Annotated in this window: 17 protein-coding genes; 14 read left to right on the top strand and 3 right to left on the bottom strand. The window is 67.5% G+C overall.

The features are described 5' to 3' along the window. The first annotated feature begins 19 nt into the window (after positions 1-19). Genes ACSQ9A_RS21175 through ACSQ9A_RS21165 form a run of 3 tightly spaced genes read left to right on the top strand, consistent with a single transcriptional unit; the run spans position 20 to position 2,104 of the window. Positions 20-979, top strand: a complete 960-nt coding sequence (locus ACSQ9A_RS21175) for a Bug family tripartite tricarboxylate transporter substrate binding protein (RefSeq protein ID WP_436294956.1) — start codon at positions 20-22, stop codon at positions 977-979. Beyond that, complete coding sequence (locus ACSQ9A_RS21170; protein ID WP_436305048.1) at positions 979-1,506, top strand: carboxymuconolactone decarboxylase family protein; 528 nt, start codon at positions 979-981, stop codon at positions 1,504-1,506. Before ACSQ9A_RS21175 ends, ACSQ9A_RS21170 begins: the two co-directional genes overlap by 1 nt. 13 nt (positions 1,507-1,519) lie before the next feature. Further along, positions 1,520-2,104, top strand: coding sequence for a hypothetical protein (locus ACSQ9A_RS21165; RefSeq protein ID WP_436305047.1), 585 nt, complete (start codon positions 1,520-1,522; stop codon positions 2,102-2,104). On the opposite strand, the gene ACSQ9A_RS21160 is transcribed toward ACSQ9A_RS21165, so the two are convergent. After that, positions 2,089-2,424, bottom strand: a complete 336-nt coding sequence (locus ACSQ9A_RS21160; RefSeq protein WP_436294958.1) for a hypothetical protein — start codon at positions 2,422-2,424, stop codon at positions 2,089-2,091. The genes ACSQ9A_RS21165 and ACSQ9A_RS21160 overlap by 16 nt on opposite strands. Before the next feature lie 803 nt (positions 2,425-3,227). Between ACSQ9A_RS21160 and ACSQ9A_RS21155 the strand changes: the two genes are divergently transcribed. Both ACSQ9A_RS21155 and ACSQ9A_RS21150 read left to right on the top strand, forming a co-directional pair. Next, the gene (locus ACSQ9A_RS21155) at positions 3,228-3,656 is read left to right on the top strand and encodes a hypothetical protein (RefSeq protein ID WP_436305046.1); all 429 of its coding nucleotides are present in this window, start codon (positions 3,228-3,230) and stop codon (positions 3,654-3,656) included. A 151-nt stretch (positions 3,657-3,807) separates the two neighbouring features. After that, positions 3,808-4,014 carry a hypothetical protein gene (locus tag ACSQ9A_RS21150; protein ID WP_093106102.1) on the top strand — a complete coding sequence of 69 codons (207 nt, stop codon included), beginning with the start codon at positions 3,808-3,810 and terminating at the stop codon, positions 4,012-4,014. A gap of 17 nt (positions 4,015-4,031) precedes the next feature. Here the strand turns inward: ACSQ9A_RS21150 and ACSQ9A_RS21145 are convergent, their stop codons facing one another. Continuing rightward, complete coding sequence (locus ACSQ9A_RS21145; protein WP_436305045.1) at positions 4,032-4,319, bottom strand: SDR family NAD(P)-dependent oxidoreductase; 288 nt, start codon at positions 4,317-4,319, stop codon at positions 4,032-4,034. Positions 4,320-4,389: 70 nt separating this feature from the next. Between ACSQ9A_RS21145 and ACSQ9A_RS21140 the strand changes: the two genes are divergently transcribed. Both ACSQ9A_RS21140 and ACSQ9A_RS21135 read left to right on the top strand, forming a co-directional pair. Continuing rightward, complete coding sequence (locus ACSQ9A_RS21140; protein ID WP_093106108.1) at positions 4,390-4,830, top strand: CBS domain-containing protein; 441 nt, start codon at positions 4,390-4,392, stop codon at positions 4,828-4,830. Positions 4,831-4,852: 22 nt separating this feature from the next. After that, positions 4,853-5,479, top strand: a complete 627-nt coding sequence (locus tag ACSQ9A_RS21135; protein ID WP_436305044.1) for a class I SAM-dependent methyltransferase — start codon at positions 4,853-4,855, stop codon at positions 5,477-5,479. On the opposite strand, the gene ACSQ9A_RS21130 is transcribed toward ACSQ9A_RS21135, so the two are convergent. Continuing rightward, positions 5,476-6,492: a class I fructose-bisphosphate aldolase gene (locus tag ACSQ9A_RS21130; protein WP_436305043.1), complete on the bottom strand. Its 1,017-nt coding sequence runs from the start codon at positions 6,490-6,492 to the stop codon at positions 5,476-5,478. The two genes, ACSQ9A_RS21135 and ACSQ9A_RS21130, sit on opposite strands and share 4 nt — an antisense overlap. Before the next feature lie 117 nt (positions 6,493-6,609). Between ACSQ9A_RS21130 and ACSQ9A_RS21125 the strand changes: the two genes are divergently transcribed. From ACSQ9A_RS21125 to ACSQ9A_RS21095, 7 genes are all read left to right on the top strand, one after another. Next, positions 6,610-11,430, top strand: coding sequence for an NAD-glutamate dehydrogenase (locus tag ACSQ9A_RS21125; RefSeq protein WP_436306335.1), 4,821 nt, complete (start codon positions 6,610-6,612; stop codon positions 11,428-11,430). Positions 11,431-11,527: 97 nt separating this feature from the next. Then, complete coding sequence (locus ACSQ9A_RS21120) at positions 11,528-12,481, top strand: alkaline phosphatase D family protein (protein WP_093106116.1); 954 nt, start codon at positions 11,528-11,530, stop codon at positions 12,479-12,481. A gap of 79 nt (positions 12,482-12,560) precedes the next feature. Beyond that, a complete protein-coding gene (locus ACSQ9A_RS21115; RefSeq protein ID WP_436305042.1) occupies positions 12,561-13,241 on the top strand; it encodes a response regulator transcription factor in 681 nt (226 codons plus the stop codon). 10 nt (positions 13,242-13,251) lie between these two features. Beyond that, positions 13,252-15,102 carry an ATP-binding protein gene (locus ACSQ9A_RS21110; RefSeq protein WP_436305041.1) on the top strand — a complete coding sequence of 617 codons (1,851 nt, stop codon included), beginning with the start codon at positions 13,252-13,254 and terminating at the stop codon, positions 15,100-15,102. Positions 15,103-15,199: 97 nt separating this feature from the next. Then, positions 15,200-15,403, top strand: a complete 204-nt coding sequence (locus tag ACSQ9A_RS21105; protein ID WP_436305040.1) for a hypothetical protein — start codon at positions 15,200-15,202, stop codon at positions 15,401-15,403. A 125-nt stretch (positions 15,404-15,528) separates the two neighbouring features. Further along, complete coding sequence (gene shkS / locus ACSQ9A_RS21100; RefSeq protein WP_436305039.1) at positions 15,529-16,965, top strand: surface-behavior sensor histidine kinase ShkS; 1,437 nt, start codon at positions 15,529-15,531, stop codon at positions 16,963-16,965. Between the two features lie 151 nt (positions 16,966-17,116). Then, on the top strand, positions 17,117-18,247 hold the full coding sequence (locus ACSQ9A_RS21095) for an IS110 family transposase (RefSeq protein ID WP_436305038.1): 1,131 nt from the start codon (positions 17,117-17,119) through the stop codon (positions 18,245-18,247). Positions 18,248-18,653: the final 406 nt, after the last annotated feature.

The raw sequence follows: 18,653 nt of genomic DNA, 5'->3' as shown, positions 1-18,653 counted from the left end.
TTGCAAGACGGAGACATTCATGACCATTCAACGCATCCTGCTCACGGCCGCGTTCGCCATCGCGCTGATGCCCGCAGTCCACGCACAGCCGAAGACGACGCGGATCGTCGTTTCCTTCACCTCCGGGGGACCTGTCGACTCGGTCGCCCGGACCCTGTCCGAGCAGCTCGGCAAGGAGCTGGGCCGTACGGTCATCGTCGACAACAAGCCGGGCGCCAACGGCGCGATCGGTGCCGTCGATGTCATGAAGTCGGCCCCGGACGGCGGCACGCTATGGTTCACCAGCGTCGGCGCGGCTGCGATCAATTCTTCGCTGTACGAGAAGCTCCCCTACGATATGCAGCGTGACTTCGCGCCGGTCTCGCTGGTCGTCAACAACGTCGAGTTGCTGGTGACCCAGCAGACCAGCCCGGCCAAGGATGCGGCCGACTTCGTGGCGGCGACGAAGAAACGCGCCGAGCCAACGCCGATGGGCTCCTCCGGCACAGGAAGCATTCCGCATCTGGCGATCGAGCAGTTGGCCGATTCGAGCGGCGCCAAGCTGCTTCATGTCCCCTACAAAGGCGCAGCGCCGGCCATCACGGACCTGATGGGAGGCCAGATCAGCGGATTCTTCGGTGATGTGCCCGGGTTGCTCGGGCACCTGCAAGGTGGACGGCTCAAGGCGCTGGGCGTGGCGTCGAGCAAGCGACATCCTTCGCTGCCGGACGTGAAGACGCTGGAAGAGCAAGGCATCAAGGGCGTCGACACCAACAACTGGTACGCGCTGTTTGCGCCTGCCAAGACGCCGCCCGAGATCATCGAGGCGCTCAACAGGGCGGTGCGCAACACATTGGCCAACCCAGGCGTGCGCGAGAAGTTGTTGAAGACGGGCACCGAGCCTGCCGGATCCACGCCCCTGGAACTGGCGACCATCCAGAAGCGGGACACCGAGAAGTGGGCGAAGCTGATCCGCGCCAAGAACATCAAGGCCGAGTGATGACGACTGCCCGTATCCGCGTACCCCTCGTGCAGCCCGGCACACGCCCCGAGCTGGCCGAAGTCGAGTCCCGCATCATGGCGCAGCGCGGCCGCGTGTCGCTGCTCTACCAGGTGCTCCTCAACAGCGGGCCGATCGCCTCAGGCTGGGAGCGCATGCTCACGGCGGTTCGCAACCAGACCGGCGTACCCGCCGATCTTCGCGAGCTGATGATCCTTCGGGTCGCTGTCCTCAACGGCGCCGGATTCGAGTACGACGCGCACGTGCCGCATGCGCAGAAGGCCGGCGTCGGCGCCGAGAAGATCGACGCCGTCCGGCAGGACGGATTGTCCGACGTGTTTGCGCCGCCGGAGCGCCTGGTGCTGGAGCTGACCGATGCCATGACCCGTCAGGTCGTGGTTCCGGAAGAGCTCATGGATCGGATCCAGCAGCACTTCGACCCCAAGGGCGTGGTGGAAGTCGTGGCGACCGTGGCGGCCTACAACATGGTGTCGCGCCTGCTGGTTGCCCTGAACGTCGCACATTGACGGGGAGCCGCGAATGCAAGATTTATGGCTTCTCAAGTACGACGCATCCGTGGTCGATCAGCCGCTCGCGCCGGTCCACGCGCTGCCGCCTGAAGTTCAGACGTGGCACGCGATGGATGGCCCTTTGATCTACTTCTACGGATCGGGGAGTGCGTCGCCGACGCTCACCCCAGGTGGTGCCAGCGAATGGAGACGGCTCGCCTGCCTGCAAGAGGTGCGGGGTGCCTCTGCCGGCCAAGTCGCCTCGCACCACTACGTTGTGGAGACGGACGTGCTTCCCGAGTTCGAGGACGACCTCAGTGCCTGGTACGCGCAGGAACATCTGCCCGGACTGGCTGCCGTGCCGGGGACCGTCCGAGCGGCCCGGTATATCGACGCCGCAGGCTCGCCGCGCTATTACGCCTGCTACGAGCTCGCGGGCGCTGAAACCTTGGGCAGCCCCGAGTGGCTGGCCGTGCGTGCGACGCCCTGGAGCTCGCGGGTTCGACCCGCTTTCCGGAACACAAGGCGAACCATGTTTCGCCGGGCGGCGGCAGCGCAGGCCCCCTCGCGGCCCGTTTTGCATTTCTGCGCCATGCCCCGTCAAAGTGAGCCGTAGGCGCTGTCGGCAAGCGACGGACGAGGGGCTTTCCGCGACTCCTGGCGAAGACTCGTCACCCAAAGTCGAGCATGGCGTTGCTCGCGGCTTTCGAAGCGTTCGGTGAAGCGACGGATGGCGGGGCGCTCGATCGCAGCGATCGTCATCCAGTCGGTGGTTCCGAAAGACTGCGATTCGCTGCATCGCTCAACCAGGGCAGGGCGCAGCGCCAGGATTGATTCGGCAGGAATGTTGGGGTCAGCGTCCAGTATCCGCAATGCGATCTTTGCTGCCTTGGGGCTGAGCGTTTGTACCTTGCGAAGATGAAAATCCGAGTCCATCGCGTGGCTCCTTAATGGCTTTGGCGTACAGCGGCGTATCAATATACAAGAAGTGGTTAAGAAATGTGAATATTTCACATGCCTGCAGCCGAGTCGGTTGGCGCTGGGGCAAAAAAAGGCCCGCCGAAGCGGGCCAAGGTCAGCCCTTCACAGATGAAAGGAGGGTTTGGAGGAACCAGGGCTGACAGGTGTCAATGTAGGCCCCGAGTTGGGAGTAATTTGGGAGTAATTTGGGAGGGAGGCCAAGGGCCACGTGTTGCTTTTGCAGGCACAGCATCGTGACGCCCGCGTGGCAACGGTCTGCAGCGATGCGCACATCCTTTTCCACAGTCTTGTCCACTGCCGCGGTGGAGAATCTTCCACTCGGTTTCTGACGCAACCAACACAACGCGCGGCAAAGTTGTACACATTTCGTAGTACATGCGGCGTGTGCGCGCACGGTCCGAGCGGCGGCCTGTTCTCAGGGCATGAAAAAGCCCGCGCGGAGGCGGGCTTTGGATGTTGGCCGTGGGCACTTACGCGGCCCACGTTACGGCACATTCACATGCAGGAGTCACCGTTTGTTTTTTTCGTCGTGGTGGCTCTGGTTCGACGTGCCGCCGTGAGATTCGGCGTTGCCTGCGCAGGCGATCCCGAAAGAGGCCAGGGCGTTTCGGGGAGGCGGGATTCTAGCAGAGCCGCCGCGCGATGCCGGCGACTATCGCGATATTGTGATTCGACACAGTCCGGCGGTTGGTGCTTACTTTGTCTGACATCCACCTCGCCACCTCGCACCATCGAGCTTCCGTCGAGCAGAGCGCGCAATGGATTCACCCGTGGTGGTGCGCAAGAGGTACCAGCGATTTTTCGCCTGGACGTTCGTGTTCGCGACGATGCTGGCGCTTGGCATGTTCTGGGTAGAGCTTGCCTTCCCGCCCCCGCCTGTTCCGCCCGCTGTTCCGGCGGGGACCGTGAATCCCAGCGCTTTCGACCTGCACGACCTGCAACCGCTGGTGGTGGTTGCCGCGCTGGTGGCGGCGCTCGCGTCCTTCGCGGGCCTCGTCATCGCGACGCCGCTGGCTTGGCTCGAAATTCGAAGAGAGCGCACGCGGGCCGCAATCGAGTCCGCGCTGAAGCGGCAGGACCGGATCGACAGGCTGGCCGCGGCGCGCGTCGCCAATTGGCCGGGTGGCAGGGCCTCCCGGACCGTCGGCCACTTGCACGACCTTCACGGCCACCTCTCCGGCAGATGAAGGGCGGCTCTCCAATTAGTCACATCTTCCGACTTGGCGTTCGAGCCGCGTTCCGCTATTGTTGCGCCTCGCCAGGGAGATCCCAGTCCCGCAGCCCGCCTCACCGGGTTGTCGTGTACGCAAGCGTCGAAAAGCCAGGACGGAGATACACATGCGATTCCCCTATCTGGGCGCGGCACGCGTCAAGTACCTGCTCTCCATGTTCGAGCACCGTCGTCTGATGAGTCGGAGCCCCGGATGGCCGGCGGTGCCGATGGCTGATTTCGCAGACACGCGGAAGGCCGGCGAGCCGGTCGACTGGCTCATCGAAACACGGCCCGCGACCAAGGACGCCGGATCGTTCCAGGGGTTGCGTTAGCCGCCTCGGCTCTTCCTTCAAACCACCATCGGCGTCGCAGCGCCATCCATCGGGCCGAGCTCCGCTTCCGCAGCGTCGAGCATGGCCAGCGCGGCGCCTGCGTCGCTCAGATTCGCGCTGTGGCCGCGAACCTCGGTGTGCCCTTCCGTTCGCAGCTGGGCCACCGCGTCGTCCAGATCGGCCGCGGTGCGGCTGATCAGGCTGACCTTCGCACCCTCGCGAAGGAACTCGCGCGCGCAGGCCAGGCCGATGCCGCGGTCGCCGCCGGTGATGCGTACATGCTTGCCGTTCAATTGAAGATCCATGAAGCCTCCGTGCATTGATTTCGAGCTTGGAGTAGTCTGAGGCGCAACGCCCTTTGCGGAGAAATGACCTATGAAGACCGTGGCAGAAATCCTCAAGGAAAAAGGCGACCGGACGGTTCACACCATCGAACCCACGGCCTCGGTGTTCGAAGCCGTCGAGCGGATGGCGCAGAAGAACATCGGGGCGCTGCTGGTCCTGGAGCAGGGCCGCATCGTCGGCATGCTGACCGAGCGCGACTATGCGCGCAAGGTCGTGCTGATGGCGCGCTCGTCCAAGGACACGCCGCTGCGCGAGATCATGACGACCTCGGTCATCTACGTGCGCCCCGACCAGACCAGCGAGGAGTGCATGGCCCTGATGACCCAGAGCCGTGTGCGCCACCTGCCGGTCATCGACGAGGGGAAGCTTGCCGGTCTGATCTCGATCGGCGACCTGGTGAAGGGCATCATCTCGGAGCAGAAGTTCATCATCGAACAGCTGCAGCACTACATCACCGGGGAGCGCGCCTGATCTCCGGCCGCGTTGCGACGCTGTGACCCTGACGGCCGAAGACCTCGAACGGATCGCCGCGTCGACGCTCTCGCACTACGACCGGCGGGCCGAAGATTTCTGGGCCGCCACGCGCGATCACGACGTGAGCCAGAACATCGCGGCGCTGCTCGGGGCGATCGAGGCGCCGCCGCCGTTCGAGATACTCGACTTCGGCTGCGGGCCTGGGCGCGATCTGCTGGCCTTCAAGCGGCTCGGGCATCTCGCGACCGGGCTGGAGGGAGCGCCGCGGTTGGCGGAGATGGCACGCGCCTACAGCGGCTGCGAGGTGCTGCAGCAGAATTTTCTTGCGCTGGATTTGCCGCCAGGCCGCTTCGACGGCGTGTTCGCGAATGCAGCGCTGTTCCATGTCCCCACGCAGGAGTTGCCGCGCGTGCTGCGGGAGTTGCACGCGACGCTGAAGCCGGGCGGCGTGCTGTTCAGCTCGAACCCGCGCGGCGTTGGCGAGGAAGGCTGGAGCGGTGCGCGCTACAGCGCCTTTCATGATCTGGAGGCGTGGCGTAGCCACATGTCGGTCGCCGGATTCGCCGAAGTCGCTCACTACTACCGTCCCGCCGGCCTGCCGATCGAACAGCAGCCGTGGCTGGCGAGCGTTTGGCGCAAGCCCTAGTCGGTGCTTTCCATCGAAGCGCTGTACTTTCCCATGGATGCCGCGGCGTTCAATCGCGCGCGCTTCTGCAGCGCATCCTGAGCCCGGCGTTCATTGGCCGGCTGTCCTTGCCAGGCCTGCATCGCGGTGTCCTGCAATGCACGTCCGTATGAGAAGCTCAGATGCCAAGGCTGGGCGCCCATGCGGTTCATCGCGTCCAGGTTGGCCGTCGCTTCGGCCGGCGACTGGCCCCCGGAAAGAAAGTTGATGCCCGGCACCGCCGCCGGCACCGTGCGCCGCAGGACGCGGAGCGTCTCGGCCGCAACTTCATCCGGCGCAGCCTGCTGCGCATGGGCCTTGCCCGGCACCACCATGCTCGGCTTCAGCAGCATGTGCTCGAGCGCCACCCGGTGGCGGTAGAGCGCGTGGAAGACCTCGAGCAGCACGGCCTGCGTAACCTCGGCGCAGCGCGCCAGCGTGTGATCGCCGTCGATCAGCACTTCGGGTTCGACGATCGGGACCACGTCCTGGGCCTGGCAGATCGCCGCGTAGCGCGCGAGCGCTTCGGCATTGGCCTCGATCGCCGCCCGGCTCGGCAGCACGTCGGAGACGTTGTAGACCGCGCGCCATTTGGCGAAGCGCGCGCCGTGCTGCTTGTAGCCGTCGAGGCGCTGCGCGAGCCCGTCCAGGCCCTGCGTGATCTCGTCGCCCGGCGCCAGCGCCAATGGAATCTTGCCGGCATCGACCTTGATGCCCGGCACGATCCCTTGCCGGGCGGCCAGCTGCGGCAGCGCTTCGCCTTCGCCGCTGCGCTGGGTCAGCGTCTCCTCGTAGAGGATGACGCCGCTGATGTACTGGCCCAGCCCCGGCGCCGCCAGGATCAGGCCGCGCCAGGCGCGCCGGTTCTCCTCCGTCGACTCGACGCCGATCGCTTTGAAGCGCTTGGCGATCGTCGGCCCGCTTTCGTCGGCGGCAAGAATGCCCTTGCCCTTCTGAACCAGCGCGTCCACAGTGGCTTGCAGTTCGGTGCTCATGGCGTGGCCCTCCGTTCGAGTTTTCCAGTCTCCAACGCCGGCCGCGGCAGCGCAAGTCATTCTTTTGCCCGCATTGCGATGTAGATTTACGACGCCAACCCGGAGACAAGCATGCTGATGACCACCCAGACAGTCGAATCAGGGCGCAGGGACGAGCGCCTCGAAGAAGTGGTGCAACTGATTCGGGCCAAGGTCCCGGCCGAGGCGGCGGACGAACTCGCCGCCTTCGCGCGCCAGTACTTCGGCCAGGTCGATCCCGAGGACCTGGCCGAGCGCCAGGTGGCCGATCTGTACGGCGCGGCGCTCTCGCATTGGAGCTTCGCGCGAAAGCGCGAGCCGGGGCGCGCGAAGCTTCGGGTGTTCAACCCGACGATCGCGGAGCATGGGTGGCAGTCCACGCACACCATCATCGAGATCGTCAACGACGACATGCCTTTTCTCGTCGATTCGGTGACGATGGAAGTCAACCGAAACGGGCTGACGCTGCACCTGATCATTCATCCGCTGGTGGCCGTGAACCGCGGCAGCGACGGTACGCTTCAGGGGCTGGCAGGCGAGGGCGCGTCGCCCGATGCGCGGCGCGAATCCTTCATCCATGTCGAGGTCGACCGCGTGCCCGAGCCGGCCCGACTCGAGGCGCTGGCCGCCGACCTGGCGCGCGTGCTCGGCGACGTTCGCCTGGCCGTGGTCGACTGGAAGAAGATGCAGGAGCGCGTGCTGGACATCGTCCGCGGCCTCGACGAGCGCGCGCCGCCGATTCCGCCGCAGGAGCTTGCCGAAGGCCAGGCCTTCCTGCGCTGGCTGGCCGACAACCACTTCACCTTTCTCGGCTGCCGCAGCCATGAGCTGGACAAGATCGATGGCGAGGACGTGCTGAAGATCGTGCCCGATTCGAGCCTGGGCATCCTGCGCGACGGCCCGACGCCGAGCGCCAACGCCGCCTTCGCCGCGCTGCCGCCCGAGGTGCGCGCCCATGCGCGCCGTCCCGACCTGCTGGTGGTGACCAAATCCACCTCGCGCTCCACCGTGCATCGCCCCGGCCACCTCGACTACGTGGCCGTCAAGCGCTTCGACGACGCGGGCCAGGTGTGCGGCGAAGACCGCTTCCTGGGCCTCTTCACCTCCACCGCCTACAGCGCCAACCCGGCCGAGATTCCGCTCTTGCGGCGCAAGGTCGCCGACGTGGTCGAGCGCGCCGGCCTGGCCGCGGGCAGCCACTCGGGCAAGGCGCTGATCAATATCCTCGAGACCTATCCGCGCGACGAGCTGTTCCAGACCAGCGACGACGATTTGCTGCACACCGCGACCGGCATCCTGCACCTGGGCGAGCGCCAGCGCTTCCGTCTGTTCGTGCGGCGCGATCCCTTCGAGCGCTTCCTCTCCTGCCTGATCTACGCGCCGCGCGAGAACTACACCACCGAGCTGCGTCAGAAGTGGCAGGACATCCTGATGCGCGAGTTCAACGGCATCGGCTCCGAGTTCAACGTGCACTTGTCCGAGTCGGTGCTGGCGCGCATCCACATCACCGTGCGCACCAAGCCCGGCAGCATCCCGCCCTTCGATGTGCGCGAGGTCGAGCAGCGCTTGGTGGCCGCGGCGCGGCGCTGGGACGACGACCTGAAGTCGGCCTTGATCGAATCGGCCGGCGAGGCGCGCGGCAACGAATTGCTGCGCCGCTTCGGCGGCGCCTTCCCCGCCGGCTACCGCGACGAGTTCGCGGCGCGCGCCGCGGTGTACGACATCGAGCTGATGGCGCAGCTGAGCGACGCGCAGCCGCTCGGCATGAACCTCTACCGGCCGCTCGAGGCGCCGCCCGGCACGCTGCGCTTCAAGCTGCTGCGGCGCGGCGAGCCGCTCACGCTCTCGGCCAGCCTGCCGATGCTCGAGCACCTGGGCATGAAGGTGCTCGACGAGCATCCGCACCGGCTCGCGCCGCAGGGCGCAGCGCCGATCTGGATCCACGATTTCGGCCTGCAGAGCACGATCGGCGATGCCGACATCGAGATCGACGCGCTGCGCCCGGTGTTCGAGGAAGCCTTCGGCGCGGTGCTGGGCGGCGAGGTCGAGAACGACGATTTCAACCGCCTGGTGCTCGCGGCGCGTCTGCCGGCGCACGAGATCGTGGTGCTGCGCGCCTATGCCAAGTACATGCGGCAGATCGGCTTCGCGCTCTCGCAGTCCTTCATCGAAGGCACGCTGGTCGCCAATGGGCCGATCGCGCGCGCGCTGGTCGAGCTGTTCAAGCTGCGCTTCGATCCGGCGCAGGCCGACGGCGCCGATGACAAGGTGCGCGAGATCGAGGCCGCGCTCGAGCAGGTGGCCAACCTCTCGGAAGACCGCGTGCTGCGCCAGTACCTGGCGCTGATCCTGGCCACCACGCGCACCAACTTCTGGCGCCGCGATGCGGCAGGGAAGCGGCGCAGCTTCGTCTCGTTCAAGTTCGATTCGTCGAAGGTGCCCGACCTGCCGGCGCCGAAGCCCATGTTCGAGATCTTCGCCTACTCGACGCGCTTCGAAGGCGTGCATCTGCGCGGCGGCCGCGTCGCGCGCGGCGGGCTGCGCTGGTCGGACCGGCCGGAAGACTTCCGCACCGAGGTGCTGGGCCTGGTCAAGGCGCAGATGGTCAAGAACACGGTGATCGTGCCGGTGGGCTCCAAGGGCGGCTTCGTGCTCAAGCGCGCGCCCGCTGCGGGCGACCGCGATGCCTTCATGCGCGAAGGCGTGGCCTGCTACCAGGACTACCTGCGCGGCCTGCTCGACATCACCGACAACCGGGTCGGCGACGCGATCGTGCCGCCGCCGCAGGTGCGCCGGCACGACGAGGACGACCCCTACCTCGTGGTCGCGGCCGACAAGGGCACGGCCACCTTCAGCGACTACGCCAACGGCATCAGCAAGGAATACGGCTTCTGGCTCGGCGACGCCTTCGCCTCCGGCGGCTCGGTGGGCTACGACCACAAGGTCATGGGCATCACCGCGCGTGGCGCCTGGGAGTCGGTGAAGCGGCACTTCCGCGAGATGGGCATCGACACGCAATCGACCGAGTTCACGGTCGCCGGCATCGGCGACATGTCGGGCGACGTGTTCGGCAACGGCATGCTGCTGTCGCCGCACATCCTGCTGGTGGCGGCTTTCGACCACCGGCACATCTTTCTCGACCCGAGCCCCGACGCGGCCAAGAGCTTCGCCGAGCGCGAGCGCCTGTTCAAGCTGCCGCGCTCTTCGTGGGCTGACTACGACGCCAAGCTGATCTCCGAGGGCGGCGGCATCCATGCGCGCAGCGCCAAGTCGATTCCGATCACGCGCGAGGTGAAACAGGTGCTCGGCATCACGGCCGATGCGCTCACGCCCACCGAGCTCGTCAATGCGATCCTGAAAGCGCCGGTGGCGCTGATCTACAACGGCGGCATCGGCACCTACGTGAAGGCGACGAGCGAGAGCCACGCGCAGGTCGGCGACCGTGCCAACGACGCGCTGCGCGTCAACGGCCGCGAGCTGCGCTGCAAGGTCTTCGCCGAGGGCGGCAACCTCGGCTGCACGCAGCTCGGGCGCATCGAGCACGCGCTTGCCGGCGGACGCATCAACACCGACGCGATCGACAACTCGGCCGGCGTCGACACCTCCGACCACGAGGTCAACATCAAGATCCTGCTCGGCCTGCCGGTCACCGAGGGCGAGCTCACCGAGAAGCAGCGCAACACGCTGTTGCCGGAGATGACCGACGATGTCGCCGCGCTGGTGCTGCGCGACAACATCTTCCAGACCCAGGTGCTGTCGGTCACCGGCCGCATCGCGCCGCAGCTGCTCGATGCGCAGACGCGTTTCATGCAGTACCTCGAGAAGGGCGGGCGCTTGAACCGCGCGATCGAGTACCTGCCCTCCGACGAGGAACTGGCCGAGCGCCGCGCCCAAGGCCAGGGCCTGACCAGCCCCGAGCGCGCGGTGCTGCTGGCCTACAGCAAGATCTGGCTCTACGACGAGCTGCTGGCCTCGACGCTGCCCGACGACCCCTGGGTCGCGACGGCACTCGAACGCTACTTCCCGGCGCTGCTGGCGACCAAGTTCGCCGGCTACATGCCGCGCCATCCGCTCAAGCGCGAGATCATCGCCACCCACGTGACCAACAGCACGGTCAACCGCGTCGGCAGCACCTTCGTGCACCGGCTGGCCGAGACCACCGGCGCGCGCGCCTTCGAGATCGTGCGCGCCTACCTGATGAACCGCGAGATCTTCGGCATGGTGCCGCTGTGGCTGGCGATCGAGGCGCTGGACAACCAGGTCGACGACGAGGTGCAGTCGAGCATGCTGATCGACACCAGCCGGCAGCTCGAACGCGGCACCATGTGGTTCCTGCGCTCGCGGCGCCTGGCCGAGGACATGTCCGCGACCATCGAGCACTTCAAGCCCAACGTCGAGGCGCTGTCGGCGCGGCTGCCGCAGCTGCTCGACGCCGACGAACGCAGCCGCGTCGATGCGGCGATGGCGCACTACGTTGCCAAGGGCGTGCCGCGCGAACTGGCCGAGCGCGTGGTCACCTTCGGCACGCTCTACGCCACGCTCGACATCGCCGAGATCGCCGGCAGCGCGCGCTGGCCGGTGGAACTGGTGGCGGCGATCTACTTCGATCTTGCCAACCGGTTGGGCATGCCCTGGCTGCGCGACCGGATTGCGGCGCTCCCGGGCGACCAGCACTGGCAGGCCTTGGCCAAGGGCGCGATGCAGGACGATCTGTCGGGCCTGCAGCGCTCGATCACCGGCGCGGTGCTGGCCGGCGGCGGCGAGGGCGAGTCGCCGGCGGCGCTGGTTGAGGCCTGGCAGGCCAGCAACGGGCGCACGCTCGAGCGCGCGGCGCAGCTGCTGGGCGAACTGCGCGCCGTGGCGGCGCCCGATGCGGCGATGCTGGCGGTGGCGTTGCGGGAGCTGCGGGCGCTGGGATAGCAGGGCACGCCAGGCGAGGGGGTCCCCCAAACGCAGGATGGCAGCCATCCTGTCGGCGGCCTAAGCTTCGACCGCCGGCCCCATCCAAGGAGCATCCATGCGCATCGCCTTCGCCTCCTGCATGACTTCTTTCCGCTTCCCCGATCAATCTGCATGGGACGAGATCGCGGCGCGCCAGCCGGACGTGCTGGTGCTCCTGGGCGACTCCGCCTACTACGATGCCGACGGCGCCAGCATGTCGCAGGTGAAGAGCATGAGCGCGCACGATTTCGCCGTGCACGCTCATGGGCGGCTCGCGCGGCAAATCGCGCGGCCCAGCTTTCAGGCGCTCGTTGCCCAACCCCAGCTCACGACCCACGCGATCTGGGACGACCACGACTTTCTCTGGAACGGCGCCTGCGGCGCCGAGATCGCTGGCCAGCCGCACCTCAGCCACCTGATCCCGCCGAGCCGGGCCGTGTTCGCGGCCTACCGCAAGGCGCTGGCGGCACGCCTGGCCCCGGGCAGCTTCCCGCCCGCGCCATTCATATGGGATGCCACGACCCCCGAGCCCGGCTACAGCAATGTTGCGCTCGGCCAGAACGTGCTGCTGCACCTCACCGACGGACGCAGCTACAAGACGCGGCGCGGCCGCAAGGCCTTGCTGGGTGCCGCCCAGATGAGTGCGATCGAGGCGGCCTGCAACGCCGCCGATCCGTCCACCGTTCACCTCATCGCATCGGGCATCGTGTTCGATGCGCGCAATGGCGAAACCTGGCTCGACTGCAAGGACGAGTACGGGCGGATGCAGGCGCTGGCCATGAACCATCGCATCCTCATCCTGAGCGGCGACATTCACGACAACAACCTGGCCTCCTATCGCCTGACCAACGGGCGGTTCCTATTCGAGGCCACCTCGTCGGGCGCCGCGGTGTGCACGGCCGTCACCGTCGGCGCCGAGCAGCGCAACTGGGGCTTGCTGAACGTCGACGCGAATCGCGTGGGCATCGAGATCTTCAAATCGGGCGTGACTCAGTACGCCGGCAGCATCGACCGCGCCACGTGGACCTAGTCTTGCCGCCCGGTGCCGGCGTACGGGTGTCATGCCATTTCTGATGCAACAATCCGCCGCATCGAGCGTTCCGCCCACCATGCCCCAGACACGAATTGCCCTCGTCGAAGACGACTTCAGCATGCGCGAGCGCATTGCGCGCGTGGTCAGGGCCGACCCGTCCCTCGAGCTGGCCCACAGTGCCGGCACGGCGCGGGAGATCTTCGAATGGCTGGCCGAGAATCCGGTCGACGTGCTGCTGGTGGACCTGGGCCTTCCGGATCGATCCGGCCTCGACGTGATCCGCGACTGCCGGCGCACGCAGCCCGCTTGCGCGGTGATGGTGGTCTCGATCTTCGGCGACGAGGGCAACATGGTTCAGGCCTTCGAGGCCGGCGCGAGCGGCTACCTGCTGAAGGACGGCACCGAAGCCGATCTTGCCACCCACATCCGCAACCTGCGCGCCGGCGGATCGCCGATGTCGCCCGTCATCGCGCGGCAGCTGCTGCGCCGCTGGCAGGCCCATCAGCAGCAGGAGCGGCCGGCGGCCGTCGCGCCCCAGGCCGCCGCAGCCTCCTCTCCGCACGAGCGCCTGTCGCCGCGGGAGTTCGAGGTGCTCGACCTGGTGTCCCGAGGCTTTCCCTATGCGGAAGTGGCGGTGCGCATGGGCGTATCGGTCTCCACCGTGCAGACCCACATCCGCAACATCTATGGAAAGCTGGATGTCCACAACAAGTCGGAAGCAGTGTTCGAGGCGCGAAGCCTGGGCTGGCTTCCGTAGCCGCGGCGCCATGCAGGGCGCCATCCGCGCCGTGACGCGCTGCCTCGCCTTGGCGATCGCCGCGCTGACGGCGGTCGCTGCCGGCCCCGCCGCCGCCGAGATCCACAGCGTGAGCGCGGCCACGGCGACCCTCCGGCCCGAGGGACTGCCGTCCGCCAGTCGGGAGGTCGAGCTTCCGTTTCGCTGGGACCGCGAATACCCGGGGCGCGGTGGAACGGTCAGCTACCGGATCACGCTGCCTCCCGGCGCCACGCTGGACGGCGGGCCGCTGGCACTGCTGCTGTCCGGTGTCGGCAACCAGGCTGCCATCTCCCTGAACGGGACCGTCGTCGCCCGCCTCGGCATCCTCGGCGAGCGCGGGTACGACGCCTCCAAGGCGAGCCACCTGATCCGGATTCCCGCGGCGCTGCTGCATGCCGGCCAGCCCGACGAGTTGCTGATCGAGGCGACGGTACAGCGCCAGCGGGGCGCCGGGCTGAGCGCGGTCAGGTACGGCTCCGAAGCCGCGATCGAGCCCCTCGAGGCGGCGCAGCGGCGATGGCGGCACACCTCGTCCATCGTCTACGCCGTGAGCCTGCTGCTCATGGGCGGGCTGGCGGCGGGCCTCTGGTGGCGGCAGCGCGATGCACTCTACGGCTGCTTCAGCCTGGCGGCCTTCTCGGGCGTGATCCGCAACCTCGATCGCGCCTGGCTCGACGTTCCCGTGCCTTGGCCGCTCTGGGGCGCGATGGTGGCGGTGGGCTATGCGTGCCACATCGGCTTCATCGCCCGCTTCGTGCTGCTGGTCCTGGACCGCAATCCGCCCTGGCTCGTCAGGACCATCCACACGGTGCTGGGCACCGCCGTCGTGCTGGCCTGCGCTTCCTTCGGGCTCGCGCGGCCGGCCCTCTGGACCGCCAGCCTCATCCTGCTCCAGCTCACCAGCATGGCCTGTCTGCCGCTGGTGCTGCGCGAGGCCTTCGTCGCGCGCCGGCGCATCGCGTGGGTGCTGGTGGCGGCCGGCACCCTGGCCGTCACGGCGGGTGCCCACGATCTGCTCGCCGTGCGCATCGGCCTCTTCGGTGGCGCCGAATTCACGCTGACCTCGCACGCCATGTTCTTCTTCGTGCTGATCCTGGCTGGCGTGGTGATCGAGCGTTACAGCCGCTCCGTGACCGACTACCGGGCGCTGAACGCCAACCTGGCGGAACGCGTGGCCGAGCGCGAGCAGCAGTTGCGGGGTGCGTTCGACAAGCTGCGTGCGCAGCAGCAGGAGCAGGCGGTGTTGATCGAGCGGCAGCGCATCATGCGGGAGATCCACGACGGCGTCGGCTCGCAACTGGTCGGCCTGCTCAACATGGTGACGCAGCGCGGCTCCAGCACGGCGGTGCTGGAGGAGCACGTGAAGCTGGCGCTGGACGAGATGCGCATGGCCGTCGATTCCCTGCAACCCACGCACGACGACCTCGCGACGATGCTGGCCACGCTGCGCTACCGGTTGCAGCCCCGCCTCGACGCGGCTGGCATTGCACTGGACTGGGATGTCGCGGCGATTCCACCGGTCGCCTCGTTCACGGCCCAGGTGGCGCTTCAGTTCCAGCGCATTCTGCTGGAAGCCTTCACCAACGTGCTGAAGCACGCGCGGGCCTCGCGGATCTTCATGCATGCGAGCTGGCGCGACGGCGCGCCGCCCCGCGTGCGCATCGTGCTCACGGACAACGGCGTGGGCATCCAGGGCGCGCCGGCAATGCTCGGCGCCACGGGCCACGGCACGGCGAACATGCGGGCGCGAGCGATGGCGATCGGCGCCACGCTGCAAATCGAAGCGGGTGCCGACGGCGGCACGTCGGTGGTCCTCGACTGGCCTTGCCACCCGGCCTGACGATCAGGGTAAGGCCCGATCACCGCTTGCGGCTTCACGCATTCCGATGCCGCACAATCCCGTCAAGAAGAGAAACAACAGCGGGTAAGGAGGAGAGATGGCGTACGAGCTGCTGAGGAGGATCATCGCGGGCGGGCTGCCGATGACGGTCACGCACGCGGAGGACATCGAACACCTGCGCATCCTGCGCGACGCGGGCTACGTCAAGGCAGACATCCCGATGGACGACGGGGCGGCCGCGGTCGTCAACGCGGTCACGCCGCTCGGTCGCACGGCGCTGCGCTACTTCGGCGGCGGATAGCGGATCCTCCTTCGTGCGCAGTTAAGATCGCTTGTCACCGCCGACCGCCGCAGGCGGTGGGATGCAGGGCCCCTCGCGAGGGGCTTTTTAATGGCCGGACTGACAGTGGGAGAGGGCAGTGAGCCATGATGGGTAATTCGTCATTCGCAGGGTTGGGCAACTCGTCATTCGCGAGCCTCACGCCGGCACCGGCATCCGCCGACGAAGCCGAACCGTGGGTGCGCGGCGAGTTGATCCGCAGCCTGATGCGGGCGTCCCGCGGCTCCTACCTGCTGGCCGCGGCGCTGATGCCGGCCATGGTCGGCCTGAGCTGGGGCCATGTGCCGCCCTGGCAGCTGTTCGCCTGGCTCGCCATCGGCATCGGCGCCACCGCCTGCCGCATCTGGGGCGAGCAGCTCTACGGGCGGCACTACGCCGACCGCGACTCGGCCGCCCAGCAGTACTTCGTCGAGCGCTACCGCTTTCTCTGGAGCGCCAGCGCCTTCGCCTGGGGCCTGTCGATCCTGATCTTCTTCGAGCGCACGCCGCTGGTGAACCAGTTCATGAGCTGGCTGATCGTCGCCGGCGTGGCGACCTTTCCGCTCAACGGGCTGGCGCTGCATCCGCCGCTGCTCAAGCGCTACGTCAACACGCTGTTCGTCACCATGCTGCTGGCGGTCGTCTTCCGCGTGATCGAACTCAAGTTCGAACGGCCGCATTTCCACTACGGTTTCCTGCTCTTGCCGGGGCTGCACTGGTGGCTGCTGCTGCGCGCGGGGCGGCGCATCCACGAGACGGCGCGCAACAGCTTCGAACTGCTGTTCCACAACCACATTCTGATCAACTCGCTCACGCAGCAACGGCAGGCGGCGGTGTCGGCGGTGGCCATGAAGAACCGCTTTCTCGCCAGTGCCGCGCACGACATGCGCCAGCCCGTGCTGGCGCTCTCGCTCTACGCCGACTGGCTGCGCAACGAGCCCGAGCTGGTGGCCGAGATCGCGCCGAAGATCGTGCGCGCGACGCATGCAGTCAATGCGCTGTTCGACTCGCTGTTCGACCTCGCGCGCATCGATTCCGGCCAGGTGCGGCTGCACATCGAGCGGGTGGATGTCGCCCAGCTGCTGCACGATCTCGAACTGCAGTACCGGCCGGTGGCCGAGGCCAAGGGATTGACCTTTCGCATGCACGTGAGCTCCGGCACCGTGCTGACCGACCCGATCCGCGTGCGCCGCATGATCGGCAACCTGCTGGCCAACGCGATCAAGTACACCGCCGAGGGCGGCGTCCTGCTGGCCTCGCGGCACACGCGCGACGGTCTGCGCGTGGAAGTGTGGGACACCGGCATCGGCATCGCGCGCGAACACTTGCGCGACGTGTTCCTGGAGTTCTACAAGGTGGCCGACCATGCCGGCACGTCCGATGGCTTCGGCCTGGGCCTGGCGATCGTGGCGCGGCTGTCGCATGCGCTCGGGCATCCGGTCAGCGTGCGCTCCAGGCTGGGCCGGGGGAGCGTGTTCCGAGTCGCCTTGCACGACGCCGACGAATCCCAGGCGCAGACGCGTATTTCGGGCGCCGTAGGATAAAAAAACCGGGCCACGAGCCTAGACAGAATGGCTTGAGCCGTTGAGGTGGCCCGTCTCCAGGACTACCGTGGGTTGCGCACCGTGGGTGCGCCGAGCCACAACGCTGCACCCCGAGGGGCGGACAGCGTGTCAACGAGCAAGGAGACGGGCCATGAGTCAATCTACCACCACTGCGGCCACCGTTTACGTTGGCCTAGACGTCCACAAGGACAGTATCGACATCGCCCTGGCCGAGGCCGGCCGTGACGGCGAAGTGCGCCATTTGGGCGCGGTCGCCGGCGGCGTCGGTGCCGTCACCAAGGCCCTGCGCCGCCTGGTCAGCCGGGGCCATTGCCTACATGTCGTCTACGAAGCGGGCCCCTGCGGCTTCGTGCTGCAGCGCCACCTCGCCGCACTGGGCTACCACTGCGAGGTGGTGGCGCCCTCGTCCATCCCCAAGCGCTCGGGTGATCGGGTGAAGACCGACCGCCGCGACGCCTTGATGCTGGCGCGCCTGGCACGCGCAGGTGAACTCAGTGCCGTGCGCGTGCCAGACGCCGTGGACGAGGCGCTGCGCGATCTGGTGCGCGCCCGCGAGGACGCGGTGCGGGAACAGCGCAACGCGCGCCACCGCCTGAAGGCGCTGCTGTTGCGCAGCGGCGTGGTGTACGCGGGCAAGAGCGCCTGGACGGCGGCGCATCTGCGCTGGCTGGCCAGCATGGCGCTGCCGCACGCCGCGCAGCAGATCGCCTTCCAGGAGTACCTGCACGCGGTGAGCGAGTCGGGGGCGCGCATCGCACGCCTGGAGCAGTCGCTGCGCGATGCGCTGGCGGGCTGGTCGCTGGCGCCGGTGGTGGCCGCGCTGCAGGCGCTGCGCGGTGTGCAGCTCATCGCCGCGATCACGCTGGTGGCCGAGATCCAGGACTTCCACCGCTTCGCCAACCCGCGCCTGTTGATGGCCTACCTGGGCCTGGTGCCCAGCGAGAGTTCCAGCGGCCAGCGCCGCCGACAGGGTGCCATCACCAAGGCCGGCAACTCGGCGGCGCGGCGCATGCTGGTGGAAGTGGCGCACCAGTACCGCTACCCGGCGCGGGTCAGTGCGGTCATCGCCAGGCGCCAGTCGGAGTTGCCCAAGGCCGTGACCGACATCGCCTGGACGGCGCAGTTGCGGCTGTGCGCGCGCTTCAAGCGGCTGGCCGCGCGGCGCATGCCGCACAACAAGATCGTGGTGGCCATCGCGCGCGAACTCTCGGGCTTCGTGTGGGCCATTGCGCGCGAGGTGACGCCGCCTGCCTCGACGTGAACCCGCGATGACATGGCAAGCAACGCGAAGGAGGCGCCTATCGAACAACCTCTTTGAGGCCGGATCGGGAACGCGGCGCAGCCACGGCCACAGGGGAATCCTCGGCGCGGCTATTGCGCAGCCACGCAAGTGACCAACCGCAGACCCTAGAAAGCAGGCAGCCCCGCGACGAATACATGAACTGTCGGTAGCCAATCCACGCATATCAGCATGATCAACCGTCGCTCACGCACCCGGCTCCGTCGCGTTCCCCATCCGGCATTCGCGAACGAATTCTGCAATCCGGAACCCGGAGAGATGGGCTTGCGCTCTTGACAGGATCAAGCCATATCAGCCGTTGGCTTAAAGTGCTGATCCCGACGACTTGGTCTCGTAGACTGCCCTCCCTGCCCGTTCGGGCTCGGAG

The organism is Variovorax sp. LjRoot290, from assembly GCF_964253985.1.
Taxonomy (GTDB): Bacteria; Pseudomonadota; Gammaproteobacteria; order Burkholderiales; family Burkholderiaceae_C; genus Variovorax.
This window is presented reverse-complemented; position numbering and strand designations above follow the sequence as displayed.